The sequence below is a fragment of the Dyadobacter endophyticus genome, from assembly GCF_014641595.1.
GTDB classification, from domain to species: Bacteria; Bacteroidota; Bacteroidia; order Cytophagales; family Spirosomataceae; genus Dyadobacter; species Dyadobacter endophyticus.
On the sequence record NZ_BMIA01000002.1, the window covers coordinates 1,375,509 to 1,400,369 of the forward strand.

At 49.1% G+C, this 24,861-nt stretch carries 17 protein-coding genes and 3 tRNA genes; 13 read left to right on the forward strand and 7 right to left on the reverse strand.

Annotated features, from left to right (window positions below; all coding sequences use genetic code 11):
• Positions 1-40 precede the first annotated feature (40 nt).
• Complete coding sequence (locus IEY24_RS17820; RefSeq protein WP_188935249.1) at positions 41-1,408, forward strand: capsule assembly Wzi family protein; 1,368 nt, start codon at positions 41-43, stop codon at positions 1,406-1,408.
• Positions 1,409-1,411: 3 nt separating this feature from the next.
• Here the strand turns inward: IEY24_RS17820 and IEY24_RS17825 are convergent, their stop codons facing one another.
• A complete protein-coding gene (locus IEY24_RS17825) occupies positions 1,412-1,801 on the reverse strand; it encodes an HIT family protein (protein ID WP_188934490.1) in 390 nt (129 codons plus the stop codon).
• A gap of 127 nt (positions 1,802-1,928) precedes the next feature.
• Between IEY24_RS17825 and IEY24_RS17830 the strand changes: the two genes are divergently transcribed.
• Positions 1,929-2,633 carry a 3-keto-disaccharide hydrolase gene (locus IEY24_RS17830; protein WP_188934492.1) on the forward strand — a complete coding sequence of 235 codons (705 nt, stop codon included), beginning with the start codon at positions 1,929-1,931 and terminating at the stop codon, positions 2,631-2,633.
• Here the strand turns inward: IEY24_RS17830 and IEY24_RS17835 are convergent.
• Both IEY24_RS17835 and IEY24_RS17840 read right to left on the reverse strand, forming a co-directional pair.
• Complete coding sequence (locus IEY24_RS17835; RefSeq protein ID WP_188934494.1) at positions 2,628-6,626, reverse strand: AAA domain-containing protein; 3,999 nt, start codon at positions 6,624-6,626, stop codon at positions 2,628-2,630. The two genes, IEY24_RS17830 and IEY24_RS17835, sit on opposite strands and share 6 nt — an antisense overlap.
• A gap of 25 nt (positions 6,627-6,651) precedes the next feature.
• Positions 6,652-7,725 (reverse strand): TerC/Alx family metal homeostasis membrane protein, encoded by a 1,074-nt coding sequence (locus tag IEY24_RS17840; RefSeq protein ID WP_188934496.1) that lies wholly within the window; start codon positions 7,723-7,725, stop codon positions 6,652-6,654.
• Between the two features lie 391 nt (positions 7,726-8,116).
• On the opposite strand from IEY24_RS17840, the gene IEY24_RS17845 reads away from it, so the two are divergent.
• The 7 genes from IEY24_RS17845 (at position 8,117) to IEY24_RS17875 (ending at position 15,776) form a co-directional block, all read left to right on the forward strand.
• Positions 8,117-8,189 (forward strand) — tRNA-Gly (locus IEY24_RS17845).
• Between the two features lie 64 nt (positions 8,190-8,253).
• Positions 8,254-8,339 (forward strand) — tRNA-Leu (locus IEY24_RS17850).
• A gap of 75 nt (positions 8,340-8,414) precedes the next feature.
• Positions 8,415-9,230, forward strand: coding sequence for a helix-turn-helix domain-containing protein (locus IEY24_RS17855; RefSeq protein ID WP_188934498.1), 816 nt, complete (start codon positions 8,415-8,417; stop codon positions 9,228-9,230).
• 41 nt (positions 9,231-9,271) lie between these two features.
• Complete coding sequence (locus IEY24_RS17860; protein ID WP_188934500.1) at positions 9,272-10,813, forward strand: FAD-dependent monooxygenase; 1,542 nt, start codon at positions 9,272-9,274, stop codon at positions 10,811-10,813.
• Positions 10,814-10,922: 109 nt separating this feature from the next.
• Positions 10,923-11,735: a helix-turn-helix domain-containing protein gene (locus IEY24_RS17865; RefSeq protein WP_188934502.1), complete on the forward strand. Its 813-nt coding sequence runs from the start codon at positions 10,923-10,925 to the stop codon at positions 11,733-11,735.
• 92 nt (positions 11,736-11,827) lie between these two features.
• Positions 11,828-12,598, forward strand: a complete 771-nt coding sequence (locus IEY24_RS17870; protein ID WP_188934504.1) for an isocitrate lyase/PEP mutase family protein — start codon at positions 11,828-11,830, stop codon at positions 12,596-12,598.
• A 232-nt stretch (positions 12,599-12,830) separates the two neighbouring features.
• Complete coding sequence (locus IEY24_RS17875; protein WP_188934506.1) at positions 12,831-15,776, forward strand: DEAD/DEAH box helicase; 2,946 nt, start codon at positions 12,831-12,833, stop codon at positions 15,774-15,776.
• A gap of 124 nt (positions 15,777-15,900) precedes the next feature.
• On the opposite strand, the gene IEY24_RS17880 is transcribed toward IEY24_RS17875, so the two are convergent.
• From IEY24_RS17880 to IEY24_RS17890, 3 genes are all read right to left on the reverse strand, one after another.
• Positions 15,901-17,202, reverse strand: coding sequence for an adenylosuccinate synthase (locus IEY24_RS17880; RefSeq protein ID WP_188934508.1), 1,302 nt, complete (start codon positions 17,200-17,202; stop codon positions 15,901-15,903).
• Positions 17,203-17,280: 78 nt separating this feature from the next.
• Entirely contained in the window at positions 17,281-17,781 is a 501-nt protein-coding gene (locus tag IEY24_RS17885; protein ID WP_188934510.1) for a Fur family transcriptional regulator, read from the reverse strand.
• A gap of 127 nt (positions 17,782-17,908) precedes the next feature.
• On the reverse strand, positions 17,909-20,197 hold the full coding sequence (locus IEY24_RS17890) for a RelA/SpoT family protein (RefSeq protein WP_188934512.1): 2,289 nt from the start codon (positions 20,195-20,197) through the stop codon (positions 17,909-17,911).
• A 169-nt stretch (positions 20,198-20,366) separates the two neighbouring features.
• On the opposite strand from IEY24_RS17890, the gene IEY24_RS17895 reads away from it, so the two are divergent.
• Together IEY24_RS17895 and tig are read left to right on the forward strand one after the other, a co-directional pair.
• A tRNA-Leu gene (locus IEY24_RS17895) sits at positions 20,367-20,448 on the forward strand.
• 166 nt (positions 20,449-20,614) lie between these two features.
• Positions 20,615-21,967, forward strand: coding sequence for a trigger factor (gene tig, locus IEY24_RS17900; protein WP_188934514.1), 1,353 nt, complete (start codon positions 20,615-20,617; stop codon positions 21,965-21,967).
• 58 nt (positions 21,968-22,025) lie between these two features.
• Here the strand turns inward: tig and IEY24_RS17905 are convergent, their stop codons facing one another.
• Positions 22,026-22,403 carry a helix-turn-helix domain-containing protein gene (locus IEY24_RS17905; RefSeq protein WP_188934516.1) on the reverse strand — a complete coding sequence of 126 codons (378 nt, stop codon included), beginning with the start codon at positions 22,401-22,403 and terminating at the stop codon, positions 22,026-22,028.
• Positions 22,404-22,652: 249 nt separating this feature from the next.
• On the opposite strand from IEY24_RS17905, the gene IEY24_RS17910 reads away from it, so the two are divergent.
• Complete coding sequence (locus IEY24_RS17910; RefSeq protein ID WP_188934518.1) at positions 22,653-23,327, forward strand: ClpP family protease; 675 nt, start codon at positions 22,653-22,655, stop codon at positions 23,325-23,327.
• A gap of 249 nt (positions 23,328-23,576) precedes the next feature.
• Entirely contained in the window at positions 23,577-24,821 is a 1,245-nt protein-coding gene (clpX, locus tag IEY24_RS17915) for an ATP-dependent Clp protease ATP-binding subunit ClpX (RefSeq protein WP_188934520.1), read from the forward strand.
• Positions 24,822-24,861: the final 40 nt, after the last annotated feature.

The window sequence follows — 24,861 nt, forward strand, 5'->3', positions numbered from 1 at the left end:
CTACAGAGACTCTACCACTAACTATGTAGAATTCGTGGGAATGGGCAGTACCAACGGGTATACACCATTCTGGATCCAGTCCAACCAATACGGTATCGTCCCAAAGACAGGCCCAAACCTTAGCGCACGGGCAGGGCTGGAACGTTATTGGACCATATCCGAGAACAAAACCCGCAACGAATGGCGCGTAGGCGCAGGTGTGGAGGCAGCCGGCAATTTTGTTCAGACCAAAAATATTCTTCTTCCGCAGGCACATGTAACACTGCGTTACAAAAACTGGGAGTTCTATGTGGGACGTAAAAAACAAGCGCTTGGTCTTGCCGACTCCACGATTGGTTCCGGCTCCTACGCATGGTCCGGCAATGCATTACCGATCCCCAAGATCTATTTGGGAACAACGCGGTTCGTACCGGTGCCTTTAACAAAGGGCTGGCTTTCTTTCCAGGCGTTTTATTCGGATGGATTGTTTGAAAATAGTAGGCCGATTACCCAAAATTTAAAGTTTCATCAAAAAGCATTTTACATGCGGATTGGAAAAGCCAATTCGATGCTGAAACTCTACGGAGGCTTTAATCACCAGGTTCAATGGGGTGGAAAACTCAAGAAAAATCTGGGGCTTACCGGCGAAAGATTACAAATGCCAAGCGGCTTTAAAAACTATGTTAATGCCGTTATCGGGTCGATCGGTGGTAGTGGTGACGATATTACGTATTTCGACAGCACCAGCCGGATCGGAAACCACCTTGGTTCGATTGATCTGGCGATGGAGATCGAAACTTATGAGAGTAGCATCTTCCTTTACAGGCAGTTTGTTTATGAAGACGGCTCGCTGTTTTACTTAACAGGGCTTAGTGACGGTCTTTATGGTGCCCGTATCAAACGTAAGAATTCTTACGGAGCTAATTTCGAAGTCAATGCAGCAGTTCTCGAATTACTCTATACCAAAAACCAGGGAGGGGATGATTTTGTAATTGGCGACGGAAAAAGACGGGGGCACGACAATTATTTCAATAACCAGCAAGTCCGCGATGGCTGGGGCTATTACGATAGGACAATCGGCACGCCATTCATTCCGCCTACATCGCAGACCAAATGGAAATGGCCCAATTACGCCGATAATTTCACAAGCAATAACCGGGTTATGATGCTCCATCTGGGCCTAGAAGGTACATTATTCCGGAAAATACAGTGGATGGGCAAATTCTCTTTTTCCGAAAACAGCGGCGCGTATCTTGAAAAGTTCATAGGCTCTCCCAAGCAATTCTCCGGTATGCTCCTCGTGCAATCCAAGCTTGACGTACTCGGCGGGCTAACGGTAAAAGGTGCCTACGCAGCGGATATCGGCGATTTGTACCGCAAAACTTACGGATTCATGCTCGGTGTACGAAAAGACTTTTCGTTTTACTGAGCCTTACAAATTACTTCTGATCTTTTCGGCCAGCGTCGCGAGTTCTTCTTGCGACGTTTTTATTTTCTTGCTGAAATCGGCATCGGCCATGCTGTTGAGCGGGAGCAGATGCACATGCGCATGAGGCACTTCCAGGCCAATCACACTCACCCCGATTCGCAGGCAAGGCACCGTCTTTTCCAGTGCAGGAACAATACTTTTCGCAAATGCAAACAGACCTGTATACAACTCGTCGTCAAGGTCGAACAGGTAATCCACCTCTTTCTTCGGGATCACGAGCGTATGCCCTTTGGCGATGGGGAATGCGTCCAGAAACGCGAGAAAATCTTTTGTTTCGGCGATTTTGTGACAAGGGATCTCCCCCGCTACGATTCTTGAAAATATAGATGCCATGTGGATAGGAAGTCGGATTATGCCGAGCTACTCCCAAAAATAGGAGCCGCCAACTTTCGATCCAAATATGCCTTTGAAAACTCAAAAAGTACTTAATATTGTGGACTAAAACTTTAACAAGCGAAACATGAATTTCACAAATTGGAAGGCTTTCGGAAAAGCATCCGTTATCGCCCTGGCTACCCTGGCCTTTTCAAATGATGCAGAAGCTCAAAAAGGAAAGTGGGTTACCCTTTTCGACGGAAAGAACCTGAACGGCTGGCATAGCTGGCAACAGGACAAAGTTCTGCCACAATGGAAAATAGAAGACGGAGCGGTAGTTCTGGCCGAAAAAGGTGGTAAAGACCTTGTTACAGATAAAGAATACGGTGATTTCGAACTCGAACTGGAATGGAAAATCGCCGAAGGTGGTAATAGCGGGATCATCTACCACGTGGTAGAAGACAAAAAATATTGCTGCCCCTACTCTACCGGCCCGGAAATCCAGGTACTCGACGACGTAAAACACCCCGATTCCAAAGCGGGCAAAGCGGGTAATCACAAATCAGGCTCACTTTATGATATGATTCCCGCATCTGATTTCACGGCTGTTAAACCTGCCGGAGAATGGAATAAGGCGAAAATCGTCATCAAAGGCGGCAAAGGCGAAAGCTGGCTAAACGGCAAAAAAGTAGTGGAATTCCCCACTCAGGGCGCCGAATGGGACAAACTTGTCGCAAACAGCAAATTCAAAACCTGGCAAGGTTTCGGCGCGTTTCCCAAAGGGAAAATTGCATTGCAAGACCACGGCGACAAAGTTTCTTACCGCAATATCCGCATCAAGGAACTATAATAAACCGTTTTTAAGGTTTCCCGACCAATATTCGCGGCTGTAAACGCGCCTGAAAGGCCAGTTTTTCAAACGCAACAGAAGGGGCAAATAAGCGTGAGGCTCTTTGGATGACTTGCTGTAATGGTAAAGATCGTCGTCCGTAAGTACCAAGCCCTTGTAGGCCCCTTCTTCCTTTACGGTGATATCCCCAAATGGCAATTCTTTCTCGAATGCAGGGTTCTGCCGTACCAACCGCTCTTTCAGCAGCCAATCCGAGCGAAATTGCCCCGTAGGAAGCGGCGCCGGCTCGTACTTGCCTTCCGACACCTGCAACGCGTAGTCCATGTAAGCCCTGAGCAGTTTCGGGCCTTCGTTGGCCGTTTGTTCCGTTTGCAATTGCGACGGCCAGAGACTTGTTACAAAGTAAATCTTCTCGCGTGCCCGTGTGACGGCCACATTCAGACGATTCTCGCCTCCCTGCATATTCAACGTACCAAACTGCATGGAAATGCGGCCTTTCTCATCCGGTGCGTACCCCATTGAAAAAATGATAATGTCGCGCTCGTCGCCCTGCACATTCTCTATGTTTTTCACAAAAAGACCTTCCGGTAATGCGACTTCTTTCTCCAATGCATCCTGGATAGCCGCCTGCTGGTAAAAATTGAACGTTACCACGCCAATGCTCTTCCCGGTCCCGGCAAGCTCGCGGATAAGGCGCAATACTTCCTCCACTTCAACGGCGTTGGTATTGTTTTTCCAGACACCTTCGGTTTTAATGTATTGAATACCCGGTTCACGATCGTTGATCTTGTGGAAATCGGGCAGGAGTTTGAGGCTCTTTTTATAAAAATTTCTGTTTGAAAAATCAATGAGATCCAGCGAAAGGCTTCGGTAGTGGCCTGTCAGCTGGTAATGATCCAGCGACTGCCCCGCAAGGTCCAGCAATGACTCGATTTCAATGGCGGCAGAATACTCCTCGTCCTCCGCCCTGTCCTCGAACCGCACGCGGTAAAGATCGCTAGGCGAAAGCTGCTTGCTATCCCCGGTAACCACCCATTGTTTGCCCCGGAATGCAGCCGGCAGACTATATTCTGCATAGCATTGCGAAGCCTCATCGAAGATCACCAGGTCGAACAACCCGCTTTCCATCGGGAAAATGGCCGAAACTGCTTCCGGAGAAGCCATCCAGCATGGTATAAGCGCGAATACTTCGTCCGCGTAATTTTCCAACAATTTCCGGATCGGCCAGATCTTGCGCTTTTTCGTAACCTGGTGCCCCAGCTCGCGGTAGGTTACGCGGTTGCCGAGACGGTTTTTCTCGACATCTTCATAAGTCGCCTCGCGAAGTTTAATATTCGTAATGTCGGCGCTAAGCTTTTGCTTGGAGGTAATGCTGCCTTGGATATCGCGCTCCCATTGTCCCATTTTCAGCGACGTCACCGACCGCAATGCAGGGTATTTGCTCTCAATATGCTCGATCCAGGCTAGTTTAACACTATTTTCAAAAAGGCCGAGTACTTCCTGTGCATTCGTGAAGCCAAGCTCCTCACCCTTCCCCAAAGTTTCCTGCGTAGCACCCCGCTGCGACTCCGTCATTTCTTCCCACAAGCGGTCCATATCGGCCAGGGAATCAAAATCATTACGTAGGGATTCCACCAGGACTTGGCTGCAACCCGCAGGATCGTCGATCAGCGCGGTAATCTGTTCCGGCAATAAGTAGGGAAGCATGGCCTTTTCCATGCGGTCCCATATTTGGAGCCATTGTCTAAGGTTTTGAATGGTTTCCAAAAACTGGTCGAGCTGGTTGTTAGCACCAACAATTTCATAAAAAACTTTAGTCCAGGCGCCTGCGTCCATACGCGCGATCGCATCCGCAGCGCGTTCGGCAGATTTAAAGAATGAAAGATACTCGCCCGCTTGATCAGCCGAAAAATCATCGATAAATGCCGGTTCAAAACCCAGACTTCCATGTTGCAGCCACGATTCCAGCTGCCTGCGGTTCCTTAGACGCTCTTCCAGCCGCACCATGTGTTCGAAAGAAGCCGTAAGGCCGTTTGCCGTCGCTACCCGCTCTATTTCCTTCTTTTCTTTGCTAAAAACATCCCAAAAGAAGCCCGAAACGGCCGATTGCTTCGTTTCGAGTGATTTTTTCAGCATTATTTCAAATGCATTCAGCTGCGAGGCAGGCAATGACATTTCAATGCCGCCTTCCGCGATGAAACCTTCCATCACATCCACCGCCTGGCGCACGAATGCGAGCCGCTCGTGCGCATTCGAGAACGAACCGCAGTATTTTTTTACGAGCTTCCACACTGGTTCTTCGGTAACCAGTCCGGCAATATCAGTAAGCCGCTCCGCGATCTCCTTCCGGTTCCGGATAAACGCCTTCTCGAACGGAAAACCTGTTAATTGCTCAAAAACGCGTGTTTGCTTCTCAAAGGCGGCGGGCCATTCCGATAGCATATTTTCCATTATCCTCAGCTCCCCCATGCCAAATGCGGCGAAGCTCCGCCGTTTCCGCCAGGGATGCGTGGGATGGATCAGGAATGCATAGTCGGAATAGGTTTTCAGATGCCTTTTGAATCCGTCCCAGGTATCGATCCTGAACTGCCGGTAATAGGGCCGCATATCGGAGTGCGAGGCTTGCGGATCGCTCGTGAGGTAAAGTTCCTTGATACTAACCCCGCATTCGCTCTCCTCAAACAATGCGGCGCGAAAACCATTTAGTTCTTCCACAGTCTTATCAATCGCGCGGCTTTCCTGGGTGAATTGTCTTTCCAGAAATACCGAATCGAGGCTGTAATTCTGCTGACGATAGGCCTCCACTTTCTCTATCTGAGACGCAATCTGGCTGTATAGTGCCGACCGGTCGTTTTTAAAATCGTGAATAAGGCCTGTAAAATCCTTCATTCCGGTAGTAGCCAGACGCTGGTAAACGACATCCAGTGCCGCCCGTTTTTGGCATACCAATAAAACGCGCTTCCCTTTGGAAGTAAAATCAGCGATCAGATTGCATATTAGCTGCGATTTACCGCTTCCCGGCGGTCCTTGCACCACTACCGAGCGCCCGGATTTGACCGCCAGTATAATCTCTTCCTGCGATTCATCCACCGAAAACGGCGTCAGCACATCTTCCTCCTTCGACGGGCGATTTTCACGCATCGGAAGTTCAGGTTCGAAATCGCTAATCTCCTCATCGGCTTCATCTGCAAAACCGATTAGAGGCAGATTAAAACCATCTTCCTCTTCCAAATCCAGCAATTTATTGTAATCCGGAACAAGGTATGATCCTGCCTGCGGGAAAATGCCCAGAACAGCCTCGGGATAAAGTTTCAACACTCCATTGCGCTCGTTTGCTACCAGATCGGAGCTCTTTTCGCCGCTGAATGCGCCGAGTTTATCTTCAAAAAGCTGTTGATTAAAGTTGATCTTGAACGGCGTCGATTTCAGCCATTCATATAGTTGTGTCCTGAACTCGAGAAAGTCGTTTGGAAAATCCTCAAATGACTTTTCGAGTACCTCATCAGGAATTTTGGCTTCATTGAAATGCCCGTAAGCCAGCGCGAAACTTTGGTTTAAAGCCACATTGCTGTCATCTCGCTCGAAAAGGCACCACTGCTCGCGGTCCATGCGCAACGTCACCGGGAAAAACAGCAACGGGGCGTGGATGGGCGTACCGTCGGAAAGTTTGCCTTTCACAAGCGGGTAGCCCACATACAGGTCGCGCGAGCCCCGTTCTTCTTCGATAAAACGTTCGGTACGGGCTATTTTGCGCAGCCGCTTGCTCGTTTCATTCACCTTCTCGAAACGCGGATCCGCCACATCGCAGAGCGCAACCCGGTCGTTTCCCTGGATTACCTGTTTCAGCACATCCGCAGAAGGCTTCGACAACAGGAAATCCGTGTCATGGAAATCCAGGAACTGCTCGGCAGACAAGTTCGTAAGTAACAACGACTTGTTGCGGGTACTAAGATTGGTAAGTCGTTTTAGATAGGCTTTAAGAATCCGGCTCATAGGTACTCAAAACGCTGCCCGATGCCTAACTATTGGATAGTACCTCGTCCTCCACTTCCTTTTTTTCAGGAACGACCACCGAGGCTAGTATACTCACCGCCAGGATACCGATGATCACATACAGCGAATAGACGGTTTTGAACCCGATGGATTCCAGGTAATGGTGCGCGAGCATTTTCCCGCCGATAAACACCAGCAGAACCCCCAGACCGTACTTAAGGAAGCGGAAAAGCCCCATAATGTTGCTCAGGAAGAAGAACATAGACCTCAATCCCATGATCGCGAAGATATTCGAGAAGAATACCACGTAAGGGTCCTTGGTCACCGAAAATACCGCCGGCACCGAATCCACAGCGAAAATAAGGTCTGTAAATTCGACAATGAGAACTACTACAAAGAGTGGTGTAACGAGCCATTTACCTTTTTTCAGCACGAAGAAATGTTCGTGCACGTAACGCGGGAAGACCGGGAGATATTTGGAAGCAAATTTTACGACAGGGTGTTTCGCAGGATCGATCTTCTCATCTTCCCCAGCCTCGAAGAATATCTTGCCTCCCTGGTAAACCAGCAGCAAACCGAAGATATAGATGATCCATTCAAAACGCTGCATCAGCGCCGAGCCGACGAAAATGAATATAAAACGCATGATAATCGCGCCTAAAACGCCCCAGAAAAGGACTTTTTTGAAGTATTTTGGCCGAACACCGAACGATGAAAAGATCAGGATGATAACGAAAATATTGTCGACCGAAAGCGCATATTCCAGCAAATAGCCGGTAATAAATTCCAGCGACATGTTTTTCCGGTAGATTTCCAGGCTTTCCTGAAAATCGCCCGGTATGAGCCGTAAGTGCGGCGCGTACTTGTTTTTGATCGTTTCGAGCTGCCCGTAATTGTCCACTCCATGCACCAGGTCGCCATGTGTATTAATGACCAGGTAAAATGCCAACGCCAGTGCTATCCATGCAACCGTCCAGGCTGCCGCTTCACCAAACTTGACCACATGGTCCTTTTTGTTGAAAACGCCCAGATCTAAAAGCAGCATGACACTGATCACCAGAATAAAACCTCCAAAAAACAGCACTTCGTTGGAAAACATGAACAAGCAAATTAAGTTTTGAATGAAGGCCGGACTCTTACTAAAACCGCACCACTCGGCGGGGCCGCCCCGGCAAGCCCCAGCCTATACGGGTTAAAGGAGGCAAAGGTAAGCAAAATATAAAGTGGATAGGCGAAAACTGACGGGCGGTAAATGAGCCGTACCTATGCCCGTTTTATGAAGGATGAGTACATTAAGAAGGCAAAATGGCCTGAATAACCTCCTTTACCGCTTTTTGCCCAAAATTATTTTGGGCGTTGATCAATTGATTTACAATTTGTTAATGTTTTTGCAAGATTTTTTTACTAAATATTTTCCTGAAAAACTTGCGTCAAATACCAGACGTCCCTACATTTGCACCACAATAATCGACAACGGTTATGCAAAATATGCGAAAGTAGCTCAGCTGGTAGAGCGCGACCTTGCCAAGGTCGAGGTCGCGGGTTCGAACCCCGTCTTTCGCTCAGAGAGGACAAAGCACCGGAGACGGTGCTTTTTTTCTCTTCACTGGTACCGGTACCTGGCTTTGCCGGGGTGGTGGAACTGGTAGACACGCAGGACTTAAAATCCTGTGGGCCGAAACGCCCGTACGGGTTCGATTCCCGTCCCCGGTACTGAAAACGAAGGAGTTACGAGCAATCGCAGCTCCTTTTTTGTTGCTTTCCCGCCCCCGCACGTTATCTTGCAACATGCACCAGGAATTTGAACCACCCGAACCGCTTCGGGACACCATCAAGTGCTTTTGGTATGATAATCGCGATTTCGGAGGTCAGAAATCCACCTTCCAGGTCGTACCGGATGGCTATGCGGAGATCATTTTTTACTTCGGAAACCTGCATTACATTTCCGACGATGGCGGTCTGCGTCCGTTGCCTTCCCCATTTTTGATGGGATTACTCAACCAGCCTGCCATTTTTCAAACCCAAAACCGTTTGCAGATCATCGGCGTGAGATGTTTTCCCTGGACCGTGTTCGACCTGCTCGGACTCCCCTCGGGAAAAGGTGGCCTGCACATTTTCACGCATCCTATCGCAGCACTTCAACCTGCGTTGGACAACCTGATGGCTGCCGGGCGAATCGATGAAGTGATTGCGCATTTGAAAGGTTACTTTCTGCATACCCGGTCGCTGATCGCCATTGATAGCACGCTGGCCAAAGCGGGCGCTGCCATGAGGGAAGGTAATGGCATGACTCCCGTCAGCCAGGTCGCGGCAGCCGCACATGCGACGGTCCGTACCCTGGAGCGAAAATTCAAACAATCTTCCGGGTTTACCGTGAAGGACGTTTCTGGACTGATGCGATTTGAGCAGGTTCGGAACCAGCTATGGCACAACCCGGAGTCGAATCTGGCTGGCCTGGCTTATGAGCTGGGTTATACCGATCAGGCGCATTTGAGCAGGGAGTTCAAAAGGTACAGCGGTGCCACTCCAGCAGCATTTGCCCGAAACGCAAAAAAACGAAAACAGGCGGTAAGCAATGATTTTGTCGCATTTGTACAAGCCTGAGGCGCGGGTGTTCCGGAATTTTGTAGCTCAATCATCAGAATATGAAAGCTACAACCAATCTACCGATACACGACGTTATCATTTCCGGAGCAGGGCCTGTGGGCCTGTTCCTTGCTTGTGAACTGGCCTTGGCCAAATGCTCGGTGCTCATTCTTGAAAAGGCAGAAAAACCGCATTTGCCGTTAAAGCGGCTTCCTTTCGGGATACGCGGGCTATCGGCGCCCACCATCGAAGCACTTCACCGCCGCGGGCTGCTCGAAGAACTGGAAATTCATAAGAAACTCAAAAACCCGCACATGAGCGGAACGCCGCAGCAAGGTCCGCAGCGCCAAGCAGGACATTTTGCGGGCATTCCATTTCTCGAAGGCAATGTCGACACCTCGCAATGGAAATATCGCCTGCCCGGCTCCCCGGAAGCCAGTTTAATATCCGAGATAGACGAGCTCGAAACAATCCTGACACGTCGAGCAAAAGCGTTGAACGTAGAAATCAGTCGCGGGCTTCCGGTTACCGATGTCCATCAAAACGAAGAAGGAGTAACAGTTTGGTCGGGCAAACAATCATTTGAAGGTAAATGGCTTGTCGGCTGCGACGGAAGCCGCAGCATCGTACGCAAAATGGGCGGTTTCGAATTCGCCGGTACCGAACCGGAATTCACCGGCTATACGACCTTGCTCGATATTACCGACCCCGAAAAACTTCGCCCCGGTCGCAATGTGACATCCGCAGGTATGTACATGCAATCGCAGCCAGGTTATGTGCTCATCCAGGATTTTGATGGCGGTGCATTCCACGATACCGGAAAGCCAGTCACCCGCGACCACATTCAGGAAGTTTTACGCCGCATTTCAAATACCGATGTAACAATTAATGCGCTGCATGTCGCTACCACCTGGACGGACCGCGCCCGCCAGGCCACAGGTTATCGCAACGGGCGAATCCTCTTAGCGGGTGATGCCGCGCATATTCATTCGCCATTGGGCGGCCAGGGGCTCAACCTCGGGCTAGGCGATGCCATGAACCTCGGCTGGAAGCTCGCCGCTACCATTCAAAACCTTGCATCGGATGGCCTGCTGAACAGTTACCAAACCGAACGCCACCCGATTGGCGCACAGGTTCTGGATTGGTCGCGCGCTCAGGTTGCCATCATGCGACCAACCTCGCACGCAAAAGCACTACACGCGATTTTCCGCGACCTCTTGAACACCCGCGACGGCGCCACTTACATTGCCGGCCGGGTTTGGGGTATTCACACGCATTACGATCTCGGCGGCGATCATCCTGTTACAGGCCGAAGCGTTCCCAATTTCGAGTTCGACAACGGGGGCAAAATTGGTGAGCTAATGCACGACGGCCAAATGATACTGCTTGATTTCACCGGAAATACATCCCTGAAAGCACTGACAAATGATTTCAACGGCCGGATCAAATACATTTCGGGTGATGTGAAGGACCGGCTGGAACTAAGCGCTGTATTGATACGCCCGGACGGGATCGTAGCCTGGGCTTCCGACAACACATTTGACTGCGACGAGCATTTGACTCGTATTCTTCGTAATTATTGGAATGTTCCGGCACAATGATTTGTTCCGTTTTGTACAATTGCCAATCGTTTGCCAAGCATACATTTGCACACCCGGAGGCGGAAGATAGCCCCTCCAATATCAAATGGCTCGTTAAATACGTATCCACATGGAATTCCGACATTTCCAACCCGCCAAAGTCCTCGCCCCCTACATCCGGCATTACTATGTCTTCGAGTCTGCGGGCAATGCAGTATATGAAGATACCGTGTTTCCAAGCGGCGATATGGAGATCATTTTTAATCTGGGGGAAGGAATCTGGGAATCTTTTCGGGAAGATGGTTTTCAAAACAATCCGGCTATTGAACTCTGGGGCCAGATCACCCGGCCCTTGCAAATCCGGTCATCGGGCGCGCATTTGATGCTGGGCGTGCGCTTTTTTACGCATACTACTTCTTTTTTGCTGGACGATGAGATCGCGATTTTCAACGACCAGGTTTCCGATCTGACAGATGTAATGGGAGCGGGCATCCGGCATCTGCATGGCACATTACAGGAGGCGCCTTCGTTTACCGCCCGGATTGCCTTGCTCGATGAGTTTTTCACCAGCAGATTAATGCGCGCTTCCGGCCGACAGGAACGATTGGACAGGGTGGCACATATTCTGACCAGTATCACAAAAGATGCGACGGAAAACAATATAGGCCGGATAGCCGGAACATTCGGTATTACAACCCGGTATCTGCACAAACTGGTTTACCAGCACACCGGCCTTTCTCCAAAGTCATTCGACAAGATCCACCGTTTCAAAACCAGCCTTAAACTGATCGGGGAGAATAAAATGCCTCTTACATCCATTGCCTATGACGCGGGGTATTTTGATCAGTCCCATTTTATCAGAGATTTCAAATCATTCACAGGACTCACTCCGTCGGCTTATATAAGCAACCTTTCGGCGGTAAATCAAATGCTGATCAATTAAAAACAAGTCTGTTCCGGTTTGTACAATTCCCGGCGCCACAGCTGAAATACCTTTGTAACATCAATTCATCAAAACAAAGGAAAATTCAGATTATGAGCACTTTCGAAACATTCTCACAGCTTCATCAACAAACAGAACCATTTTTACTCGGCAACATTTGGGATGTCAACAGCGCGCACATTTTCGAGGCTGCGGGCTACAAGGCCATCGGTACTTCTAGCCACGCGCTGGCCGCCGCATTCGGATATGACGATGGCGAAAATCTCCCGTTCGATACGCTTCTGCGCGTGGCAAAACGAGTGGTTGCAACGGTCAAAGTTCCTTTCACCGTCGATATGGAAGGCGGATACAGCGACACGGCAGAGGGAATTATCGAGCATATCAAAATGCTTCACGAAGCGGGCGTCGCCGGCATTAACCTCGAAGATACCCGCGCCAAACCGTCGCGCAGGTTCCGCCCCGTCGACGAGTTCAAACAGCTGCTGACCGAGATTGCGGACGGATTGGAACAGAAAAACATTAAAATGTTTCTCAACGTGAGAACCGATGCATTCTTGCTGGGCCTCCCCAATGCACTCGATGAAACGATTAGCCGTATTAACATTTACGAAAACACGGGTATCCACGGGATTTTCGTACCGGGCGTGGCACGCGCCGAGGATATCAACACCATCACACGCGAGACGATCCTGCCCGTCAACGTGATGTGCGTGCCTGCATTACCAGACTTCAATTCATTGAAATCACTGAATGTCAAAAGGATTAGCATGGGCCCATTTCTCTTCAACAAGATATCAGCACAAACCGGCACGCTGGCGAAGAATATAATTGAAGCACAAAATTTCGCCCCTCTGTTTTCCTAGCATCGCGCGATTTACATTGATTACAAAACCAAAAACTGAAAAAGTCTAGTTTCGAAAACATTTCAATCGAAATTCAAATTTATTCTACAACATTTTTCACAAAACGGCCAAAGGGGTCTTTCTTTTCGGGTTGATTTAATTTATATTTGAAGTTTCCCAAATCGAAAGATCCCTGCTGATTTACGGGAGGGCTTCTTCGGCATCAACACGAATCTTAGCCAACGATATACTAATGAAAGTTTCTCCCTCAGAGCCGTTTAAAATTGTATATTCAATTCTTAACCATGAGTATCTGGGGTACATCTTCGAAGCCTTTGCCGTTCAGCTTACCAGCCAGGGCGAATTTTCGTTTCAGGTCCAGAATATTTCTTCCAAAAACATCAAAGAGTTTCGCTCCGGGCTGGATACCAGGGACTTCGAGCTCGTCAAGTTAATCGACGATATCCAGCAAGACGCTGTTCTCAAAAAATACAATCCCAAGAAACTGAATGCGGTCGATTTTTTTCTAAAAGTTTATGACGCACAAAAAGGCGACAAGGCGATTCAGGAAACCATCGCCGGGTACCTTGAAAGCTGTAAATCGCGCATTCTTGACAGGCTCGCGGGAAAGGACATTTTCATCATGGGTAACGACGGTAACCCGCTGTGGAAACCTGTGACCTGGGAGCCTGAAAAAGCGACGATACGCTTCCATTTTATCCGGAATGAAGACAATACCCACTATTTCCCGACGATCAGGCACAAAATGCAGAAACTGGAATTCCAGTACAAAAACGCATTCCTGATCTGCGAAGATCCGGCCTGGCTCGTTCTCGACGGGTATCTTTACCATTTTGAGGGTAATGTGGATGGTAAAAAGATCAAACCTTTTCTCGCGAAAAAATTCATTGCTATCCCCGGGCAGGTCGAGGAACAATATTATGGCCGCTTTGTGGCGCCACTAATCGCATCATATGACGTGGTGGCGCGCGGTTTTGAGATCAGGAATGTGTCATCGGTACCCAAAACAATTCTTACGATTTCAGAATATTCAGCCCATCCGAAAAAATCACCTGTGCTTTTTCAGGACAATGAGGATGTGGAAGTACTGGAAGAGGAGGACAATGACGTGACATTCGAACTTTCGTTTCAATATGCCGGCTTTTCCTTCCATTACGACAGTTTTGCACATGCGTCGAGCGTGCATATGGAGAAGAAGGGCAATGATTATTTCTTCAATAAGGTCAAAAGAAATATCGAGATCGAGGGCCAGCACGTGCGGATTTTAAAGGATATAGGCCTGAATATCCGCAACGGTAAAGTTCAGATGCCCAAATCGGAAGCATTTGGATGGTTGCAAAGCAATGCGATTGCATTGGCCGACCATGGTATTGCGGTAAGGCAAAATACGGCGGACACCAAACGTTATTTCCTCGGTTATTCATCACTCGATATTTCGATTCAGGAAGGCCGCGACTGGTTTGATATTCATGCGAAAGTGTTGTTTGGAGAGTTTGAAATACCCTTTATCCAGCTCCGCAACTACATTTTAAACCGCAAGAAGGAGTTCCTGCTGCCTAATGGTGAAATAGCGGTAATTCCCGAATGGTGGTTCACCAAATACTCCGAGTTCTTTTCATTTACTGAAAACAGCCACGACGACGACGATCAGCTGCGCTTGCGGATGCATCATCTCGCATTGGTTCAGGAGCTGAAAGAGGATAATCTGGCCACGGCGGTAATCAGCAACAAGCTCGAAAACCTACGGAGTTTCCAGCATATCGAACCTGCGGAATCTCCGGTAAATTTTCAGGGATTGTTGCGCCCTTACCAGAAAACGGGTTACGACTGGCTGCGGTTTTTGAAACAATACAGATTTGGGGGCTGCCTGGCCGATGATATGGGTTTGGGGAAAACGGTGCAGACACTCGCAATGCTGCAAGCGGAGAAAGAAGGTGGCGCCGACCGCCCGTCGATCCTCATCATGCCGACGTCCCTGCTCTACAACTGGCAGCTCGAAGCAAGTAAGTTCACGCCCGACATGCGCGTGCTCCTCTATACGGGCACGAACCGCGAGAAAGATACGGCCCAGTTTGACAACTACGATCTGGTTTTGACTTCCTACGGCATTATCAGGCTTGACATTGATATTGTGGAGGATTACCGCTTTAACTACGTGATCCTCGACGAGTCACAGGCTATTAAAAACCCGTCATCGATCATTACCAAGGCCGTAAGAAGGCTCAATTCGGCACACAGGCTGGTTTTAACCGGTACGCCAATCGAAAACAATACCCTCGACCTCTGGTCTCAAATGTCTTTTGTAAACCCAGGATTACTGGGCAGTCAGACGTTTTTCAGGGATGAATTCCAGATCCCGATCGAGAAAAAAGGAGACGAGGAAAAGACCAAACGCCTCAATAACCTGATCAAACCATTTATTCTCAGGAGATTAAAATCACAAGTCGCAACGGACCTCCCCGAAAAAGTGGAAAGTATTCAATACTGCGATATGTCCGACGAACAGGAGAAAGCATACGAGGAAGCGAAAGCCTATTACCGGAACCTGATTCTGCAAAGTATTGATTCTGAAGGTATTTCAAAATCGCAGTTGGTGGTCTTGCAGGGCCTGACCAGGCTCCGTCAGCTGGCCAACCATCCCGTCATGGTCGACCCTGAGTATACACATGATTCGGGCAAGTTCGAAGATGTGCTCTACAAGCTGCAAACCGTTATGAGCGAGGACCATAAAATATTGATTTTCAGTCAATATATTAAACATCTTGATCTTTTCAGGCATTACCTCGACGGAAAGGAGATCAACTATGCCTACCTCGACGGCGCGACGCGCGACCGCCAGGAGCAGGTTGAATCGTTTCAAAATGACGAGAATATCAAGATTTTCCTCATCTCCCTCAAAGCCGGTGGACTTGGCCTCAATCTGACCGCGGCCGACTACGTTTTCATCCTCGATCCGTGGTGGAACCCGGCCATTGAAGCGCAGGCCGTCGATCGGGCGCACCGCATTGGCCAGGATCGGACGGTGTTTACTTACAAGTTTATCACCAAAAATTCCGTGGAAGAAAAGATTCTCGCATTGCAGCGCTCGAAGAAGCAGCTGGCAGATGATTTGATTTCGAGTGAAGAAGGATTTATCAAGTCGCTGACGCGGGAGGATGTTTTGAATTTGTTGTCGTAAAACGACTGTCACCCTGAGCGGACGGGGCCGCCCGGCGGTCGAAGGGTAAATGCATCTCGCAAATACCCTTCGACTCCGCTCAGGGTGACAGTAACGTTATCCCCGAACAAATGTTAGTTCAACATCAAGCTTCCGTCGCAGCAGCGGCGGCCTCACGGCTGATCAGCGCTTCACGGTCAGGGCCGGTTGAAATAAACGTAATAGGCAGATTCAATTCCGCTTCCAGAAACTTCACATAGGCATTCAGTTCTGCGGGAATCGCGTCGAAATCGCGGACACCGTCGAGGGAAGTCTTCCAGCCTTTGAAATCCTTATAAACCGGCTCAACAGCCTCGTCGCAAAGGTCGTAAGGCAATTGGTCGGTCAATGTACCATCCGTGAGGCGGTAATGCGTACACACTTTAATGTTATCGAAAATGGTCAGAACGTCCACTTTCATCATAATCAGCTGGGTTACGCCGTTGATCATGATCGCGTATTTCAATGCAGGCAGGTCAAGCCAGCCGGTACGGCGTGGGCGACCGGTGGTAGCACCGAATTCACGGCCTTCCTTGCGAATCTCCTCGCCTACTTCGTCATTCAACTCCGTAGGGAACGGACCGCTACCAACACGTGTGCAATAAGCTTTGAAAATACCAAAAACTTCGCCAATCTGACGAGGAGCGATGCCCAATCCGGTAGAAGCGCCGGCCGTCATGGTAGTAGAGCTCGTTACGAATGGGTACGAGCCGAAATCGATGTCGAGCAATGAACCTTGCGCACCTTCTGCAAGCACGGTTTTGCCTTGTGCCAATGCGTCGTTCACTACATATTCACTATTCACCATGGTGAATTGCTTCATAAATTCAACCGCATCGAAGAATTTCTCTTCTGCCGCAGGCAAAGTCTCAGAATAGTCGAATGAATAGAAATCAAGAATAACTTTATGTGCATCGACGAGTTTCTTGTACTTGGCCGCAAAATTGGGAGAAAGGATATCTCCTACGCGCAAGCCAAGGCGTGCTACCTTGTCTTGATATGCAGGGCCGATACCGCGCAAAGTTGAGCCGATCTTGGAATCACCTTTCGAACGCTCGTAGGCAGCGTCGAGCAGCGCATGGGTAGGAAGGATCAGGGAGGCTTTTTTAGAAACAAACAGATTACTGATCAGGTCGAGGTTATATTTCGCCAGACCTTCAATTTCTCTCTTGAACACAACCGGATCGAGCACGACGCCGTTACCGATGATATTCTGGATATCGCTGCGGAAAATTCCCGACGGGATCTGGTGCAGCACATGTTTGATACCGTCAAACTCCAATGTGTGTCCGGCATTAGGCCCACCCTGAAAACGGGCTACAACCTGGTAGCGTGGCGCCAGGACATCCACAATTTTTCCTTTTCCCTCGTCTCCCCATTGAAGACCAAGTAGTACGTCAACTTTCATTCAAATATTGGATTACTGAAACTTAATATGGTGTAAGTGGCCCGGCAATGCGTGCATTACCGGGCCTGATCGTGATAATTATCTGTCTTCGTAAACTGCGGACTCGCGCGGCGCCTCGGCGCGGTTCTGACAATTTTCCTTGTTGCAGTTTCCGTAGAAAATAAGCGAGTGGTGCATTACGCTGAAATTCAGCATCTCCCCTACCATGTTCTGGATCGATTGGATGCGCGGATCGCAGAACTCCATTACTTTATGACAATCTGTACAAATCAGGTGGTCGTGCTGCTTGTTACCGTACGACTTCTCAAATTGCGCGAGGTTTTTGCCAAACTGATGTTTGGTAACCAGGTCACAATCCACCAGAACGTCCAGCGTGTTATAGACGGTCGCCCGGCTCACCCTGTAACGCTTGTTCTTCATGCTGATATACAGTTCATCTACATCGAAATGATCCTCCCTGGTGTAAATTTCTTCGAGTATCGCAAAGCGCTCGGGCGTTTTACGAAGTCCCTTATTTTCCAGGTAAGCCGTTAATATTTTCTTAGCGGCCTCGAAATTTGGTTTGCTGGCTTGTGGCATATCTCTGATATTCTTGCGCGAAAATACGCTTTTTTACTTAAATCACTCTCACATTCGCAAGCATAGTCTTGCTACCTCATTAATTACCAATCCAATAACACTGTGGCGCGGCAATCGTTCAATAAGGTTATTTCTCGCTCAGATTGGTATCGAAACGCTGGACATTGTAGACGCCCTCGACCTGCTCCAGTTTATTAATCAGGATATCCAAGTGCCTGGTATCCTGCACGTAAAGCTTGATATCCCCATTAAAAACACCATCCTTGGTATCGATCGTCAACCCGCGCATATTGATATGCAGCTCATTCGAAATGATTCGCGTCACATCGTTTACCAAACCTACACGATCGGTACCCGAGAGGTACAACCCCGCGAGGAACGCCTCGTCCTTACCCGACCATTTGGCCTTGATAATGCGGTTGCCGTGTTTCGACATCAGTTCGGCTGCATTCGGGCAGGTGGTGCGGTGAATTTTAATGCCCTCGTTGATCGTGACAAACCCGAAAACGTCGTCGCCCGCGATCGGGTTACAGCATTGCGCGAGTTTGTAATCGATCTTGTCCATGTCGTCCCCTATCAGCAACGTGTCGCTGTCTGCACGGTCGCCGTGGATTTGTTTCAGGTATTTGGTCAGTGCCTTGCCGTCGGTGCCGGTGGCTGGTGCGGCGTTACTGCCTGCGCCGTTTTCTGCTGCTTTCTTGTCTTTCGCATCACGGTCCCGCTTGAATCTTTTCAGGTCATCAATCGGGATGTAGCCCTTACCTATGCGGTAAAAGAAGTCCGTAGTGGTTTTACATTCAAAAAATGCCCTGAGCTGGTTCATTACCTCCGCGGTAGCTTCCATCCCGAGTATTTTCAGCTTTTTCTCCACAAACTGGCGGCCGTCCGTTTCATACCGGCGGTTTTCCTCTTTCAGAAAATCCTTAATCCGCGCCCTCGCTTTGGAAGTTACGACGATGCGCAGCCAGTCCTCATTGGGCTTCTGCTTGCTGGAAGTAATGATTTCGATCTGATCACCATTGTTCAGAACATAGCTGATCGGTACGAGGATACCGCCTACTTTCGCTGCCATACAATGCGCACCAACTTCGGAGTGGATGTCGAATGCAAAGTCCAGCGCTGTTGAACCCGCCTGCAATACCTTCAGCTCGCCTTTTGGGGTAAACACAAAAACCTCTTCATTAAAGAGATTGCTCCTGAACTCGTCGAGAAACTCGATAGCAGCCGTTTTATCCCCGAAACCATTTTCCAGAGTCTCGCGCACCTGCGTGATCCATTGCTCGATATTACCTTTGACTTTGGTATCGTTTCCTTTGTACTTCCAGTGCGCCGCATAGCCTTTCTCCGCGATCTCGTCCATGCGCGAGGTACGGATTTGCACCTCGACCCATTGCCCGCTCTTGCTCATTACGGTCGAGTGCAGCGACTGGTACCCGTTCGCCCGTGGCGTGCTCAGGAAGTCCTTCAACCGGTCGGGGTTGGGCTTGTAATGGTCGGTAACAATGGAATATGCCTGCCAGCAGATTGCCTTTTCGCGGTCGCTCTCCGGAGGCGATTCGAGTACGATCCGGATGGCAAACAGGTCATAAATTTCCTCGAAGGGCTTGTTTTGCTTCCGCATCTTGTTCCAGATCGAATAAATCGATTTGGGACGGCCTTTGAGGATAAAATTCAACCCCGCCGATTCCAGGTCCTGGGCGATCGGCTCCATAAACTTCGAAATGAAGCGGTCACGGAGGTTTTTCGTCTCGCGCAGCTTTCTTGCAATGGCCCGGTATTCCTGCGGCTCGGTGTATTTCAAATAGAGCTCTTCCAGCTCCGATTTAATACTGTACAACCCGAGCCGGTGCGCCAGCGGGGCGTAAATGAATATTGTTTCCGATGCGATCTTAAGCTGCTTGTCGCGCGGCATACTGTCCAGCGTCCGCATATTGTGCAGACGGTCGGCGAGCTTTACGAGAATTACCCGCACGTCGTCCGAGAGCGTGAGCAGCATTTTCCGGAAGTTCTCGGCCTGCTGCGACGAGCCGTATTCGAAACGGCCTGAAATTTTGGTCAGCCCGTCGATAATCTTCGCCACTTTCTTACCAAACAGCCGCTCGATGTCGTCGATACCCATGTCGGTATCTTCCACGACATCGTGCAGCAATGCGGCCACGATACCGGTGGTACCCAGTCCGATTTCCTCGACCACGATTTGCGCCACCGCGAGCGGGTGGTAAATATATGGCTCTCCCGATCGCCGGCGCATGTCCTTGTGCGCATCGACGGAAGTGTAAAAGGCTTTTTTGATTAATTTAGCATCATTGTCCTTCAAAAAAGGTTTGGCTGTTCTTAAAAGCCGGCGGTATTTTTTGAGGATATCCTTACGCTCCTGTTCCAGGTCAATGTTGAGGGATTCAACCAGTTGCTCCACTGCTATATTCTAATTGGTATGCTTCACCAAAATAACAAATTTTAGCGACATTTTTCAACACGCTTTTACCCAAAGATAAAATTTTGGAAAAAGTTTGGAAGTTTTTAAAAAATAGGAATACCTTTGCACTCCCAATTCGACGATCGAGTTGAAAACGGGGAATAAGTGAGCGGGCGTGGCGGAACTGGTAGACGTGCTAGACTTAGGATCTAGTGCCGCAAGGCGTGGGGGTTCGATTCCCTCCGCCCGTACGAAATACAAGGGAATGACGGGGCGTCAGATTCCTGTTTTGTCTGGGAAATGAGTTGCTCCGTAGTATTGAAACCCGTCAAATGCCCTCAGGACTTCGTTTTGAGGGCATTTTTGTTTTTTTCTGTTCAAATGTAACAAAGGTATTTACCAATAGCTTAGCGACACATGGAAGTTTTGTTAGAAAAGAGTTCGCCGACCTTAGCCTCTCTGAAAGTAACGTTGACCAAGGAAGATTATCAGCCAAAAGTTGATAAAACGATCAAGGATTATTCGAAACGCGTGAACCTGAAAGGATTTCGTCCCGGCAAAGTACCATCCCATGTTATCCAACGCATGTATGGTAAAAGCATTCTGGTTGACGAGGTGAACAACATCCTCAGCAACGCAGTAAGCAGCTATATCCGCGAAAATAAATTGCAGGTTGTAGGTGATCCTGTACCTGATCGCGACAAAGCGGCAGAAGTAAACTGGGATACCCCCAGCGCGTTCGAATTCAGCTACGACCTTGGTATCGCTTCCGATTTCGAAGCAAACCTTGCCGAGCTGCCCGCTGTTAAACGCTATACTATTAATGTTGACGATAACGAACTGACGAAGACTCTCGACAGCCTTCGCGAACGTTTCGCCGACAGCATCCACCCTGAGGTGAGCGAAGCCGGTGATATGATTTTCGGTGAGCTGAAACAAGACGCTACCGAGTTCACAACCCGCACCGCCATTCCTACCAAGCAGGTGAAGGAAGAAGCTGCCGCGAAGTTCATCGGTGTAAAAAAAGGTGATGTGATCACTTTTGACATTAAAGATACTTTTACCGACGAGTCGGCTATCGCCCACGTAACCGGTAAGAAAAAAGAAGATATCGCAGATGTTTCAGGCGAATTCGTTCTGACAGTAGAAGACGTAACGCGCTCAGCGCCTGCTACTTTGAATCAGGAATTTTTCGATAAAGTACTAGGACCGGGACAAGTTGAAAACGAAGAGCAGTTCAACGAAAAGGTTCTTGAAATCATCAAAGGCAACTACGAGCGCGAAACCGAAGCATTGCTGCGCCGCGATATCGAGACTGCGTTGCTGGATTCAATTTCAATCGAATTGCCTGAGGAATTCCTCAAAAACTGGTTGGAGCGTTCCAACGAAGGCAAATTTACCCGCGAGCAGATCGACGAGCAATTCAGCGATTTCGCGAAATCTTTGAAACTGAGCCTGATCAAAAACAAGATCGCCGACAAATCGGAAGTTAAAGTTGAATACCCTGAAATTCTGGCATTTACCCGTGAAATGGTGAAAGGACAGTTTGGTATCTACGGCGACGACGAATCGATGAGAGAAACGATCGATCGCGTGGCACAAGGTTACCTTGCCGACAAAGAACGTGACAACTATACGAGCGTATTCAACCAGGTGTTCGACAACAAGGTTCTCGAAGTTATCCGTGGCCAGGTAAGCACCGACGAGCAGACTGTTGAGGTTAGCGAATTCGAGAAACTGGCGAAAGGCGAAGTAGAAGCTGAGGCCTAGTTTTCAGAAAATATAAAAAGCATTTTTTTCACCGTCCCGGGTAACCGGGCGGTGTTTTTTATTTAAAACCAATGCGCTCGCGCTCCTCTCCGATCTGACGCACAATACCGTCACCGAACAGCTGCCGGAATTTCATCTTCCATTGATCCAGCTCATTCTGCAACCGGCGGTTCTCGGCTAGTATGCGGGTGTTCTCCTGCCGGAGCCATTCGGTTTCCGATATCGATACGTCAATACCGAGCAGTTCGGGCATTGGCACGTCGAGCAGCTTGGCCACATTCTCCAACCTCGAAACGGAAAGCTCGGTGCGGCCGCGCTCAATGTCTCCGTAGGCTGTTGTAGACAGGCCGAGCATGTCTGCCATATTTTCCTGCGAAAGGCCTTTTTGTAGCCTTATCTGTCTTATTTTCTCTGATAAATTGGATGTCACGTTCATAATGTCCGATTATAATGCGTGGTATAACGTTTTTATGCTGCAATGTAATCTTTTATGATGGCTGCTGACTGTCGCATTTTTCGATAAATTGTCGCTGAAATAGACAAGGATTATTCAGTGAAATAGTCAAATTTGTGCCATGCAACCGGGAAACCAGCGGCGATATAAACAGAAACTAACCTATATTGCTTTTTGTTCTCGAAGCCAGTTGCCCTTTAACTATTGATAAATTAAAAATTAAATTTTTCGATGAATCACGGAAATGAATTTAGAAAATATGCCGTTCACCATCTGGGAATGAATGGTCTGACCGTCGACGGTTACATGAACCACACTGTTGAAAACATGACCCGTTCGGTAATCGAGGAACGCCCGATGAACTTCCGCGAGGTCGACGTTTTCTCCCGTCTGATGGCCGACCGCATTATATTCATGGGCACCGGTGTGGACGATAATATCGCCAACATCATCGTAGCCCAGCTACTCTTCCTCGAATCGGCAGATCCTAAGAAGGACATCCTGATGTACATTAACAGCCCCGGCGGTTCTGTTTACGCAGGCTTGGGTATTTATGATACCATGCAATATGTTCGTCCGGATGTAGCGACTGTTTGCACCAGCCTCGCGGCGTCCATGGGCGCGGTGCTGCTCGCAGGCGGCGCGGCAGGCAAACGCTCTGCGCTCCCGCACGCTCGCGTGATGATCCACCAGCCATCCGGCGGCGCGCAGGGCACCTCGGTCGATATCGAGATCACCACCCGCGAGATCGTGAAGCTGCGTCATGAGCTGTACGAGATCCTGGCGCACCACACAGGTCAGACAGCGGAACAGATCGGTATCGATTCGGATCGCGACAAATGGTTGAAGGCTTTGGAAGCAAAAGAATACGGATTGATAGACGAAGTTTTGACCCGCGAAAAGTAAATTGAACGACCTTTCTAAAAATGCCCCGTCAGCCAGGCTGACGGGGCATTTTTAGTATATGGCCCAACCTTGATTTGGTAACCCGGTCAAAAAACCGGAAATTTGTAATAATATAACCACTAATTGTCAATTGAAAAGGAGATTTGAACAATACATTCAGTCTTCTTGTTACTTTGACTCACACGTTTGTTTAACACGGCTTTCCTGTTTTGGAGCCGGAAACATTCACCAAACTGTTAAATCGAATCGATGGCACAAGTAAGTTGTTCGTTCTGCGGACGTAAAAAAAGCGAAGTAGATTTGCTTCTTTCCGGGATTGACGCTCACATCTGTAACCACTGCATCGCCCAGGGGCATCAGGTCGTGACGGAAGAGCTGGGACCCAAAGAGGATAAGAAAGAGAAGAAATCGAAACTTCCTAAATTAAAGCCCGTTCCTCCTGTTGAAATCAAGCATTTCCTCGAACAATATGTCATTGGCCAGGACGACGCGAAACGCTCGCTGGCAGTGGCGGTATATAATCACTACAAACGTCTCAACCAGGTAAGCACCGATGACGACGTCGTAATCGAGAAATCCAACATTATCATGGTAGGCGAAACGGGAACCGGCAAAACCTATCTGGCAAAATCCATCGCCCGCATTCTGCAGGTACCTTTCTGCGTGGCCGACGCCACGGTGGTTACCGAGGCTGGTTATGTAGGTGAAGATGTTGAAACGATCCTGACGCGCCTGCTTCAAGCTGCCGATTACAATGTGGAAGCTGCCGAGCGCGGTATTGTTTATATTGATGAAATTGATAAAATCGCCCGTAAGTCGGACAACCCTTCTATCACCCGCGATGTAAGCGGCGAAGGCGTTCAGCAGGCGCTGCTCAAACTGCTCGAAGGCTCCATCGTGAACGTGCCGCCGCAAGGAGGCCGCAAGCACCCCGACCAAAAGATGATCAGCCTCAATACCGACAATATCCTTTTCATTTGCGGCGGTGCATTCGACGGTATCGAGCGCCATATCGGAAAGCGGATCAACACGCGGCCGATCGGTTTCTCCGGCGACAACCGTATTATCGAGATCTTCGACAAAGGTAACCTGATGCGCTACGTGACAGCGATGGATCTTAAATCTTTCGGGCTGATACCGGAATTGATCGGTCGTCTGCCTGTACTGACGCATTTGGACCCGCTGGACCGCGAAACGTTGCGGCGCATCCTGACGGAGCCGAAGAATGCTTTGGTAAAACAATACGCCAAGCTTTTCGCGATGGAGGGCATTATCCTGCATTTCGAAGAGGCGGTGCTCGATTATATTGTCGACCAGGCGATGATGTACAAGCTCGGTGCCCGCGGTCTGCGCGCGATCTGCGAATCGATCATGACCGACGCGATGTTCGACCTGCCGTCGCAGAAGGACGTAAAAGAATTTACGCTCTCACTCGACTACGCGAAGGATAAATTTGAAAAATCTTCAATGGCCTTGCTTCGCTCAGTTGCTTAGTAGTCATTGCATTAGCGTTTTTACAAGCGCCCTGCCTCTT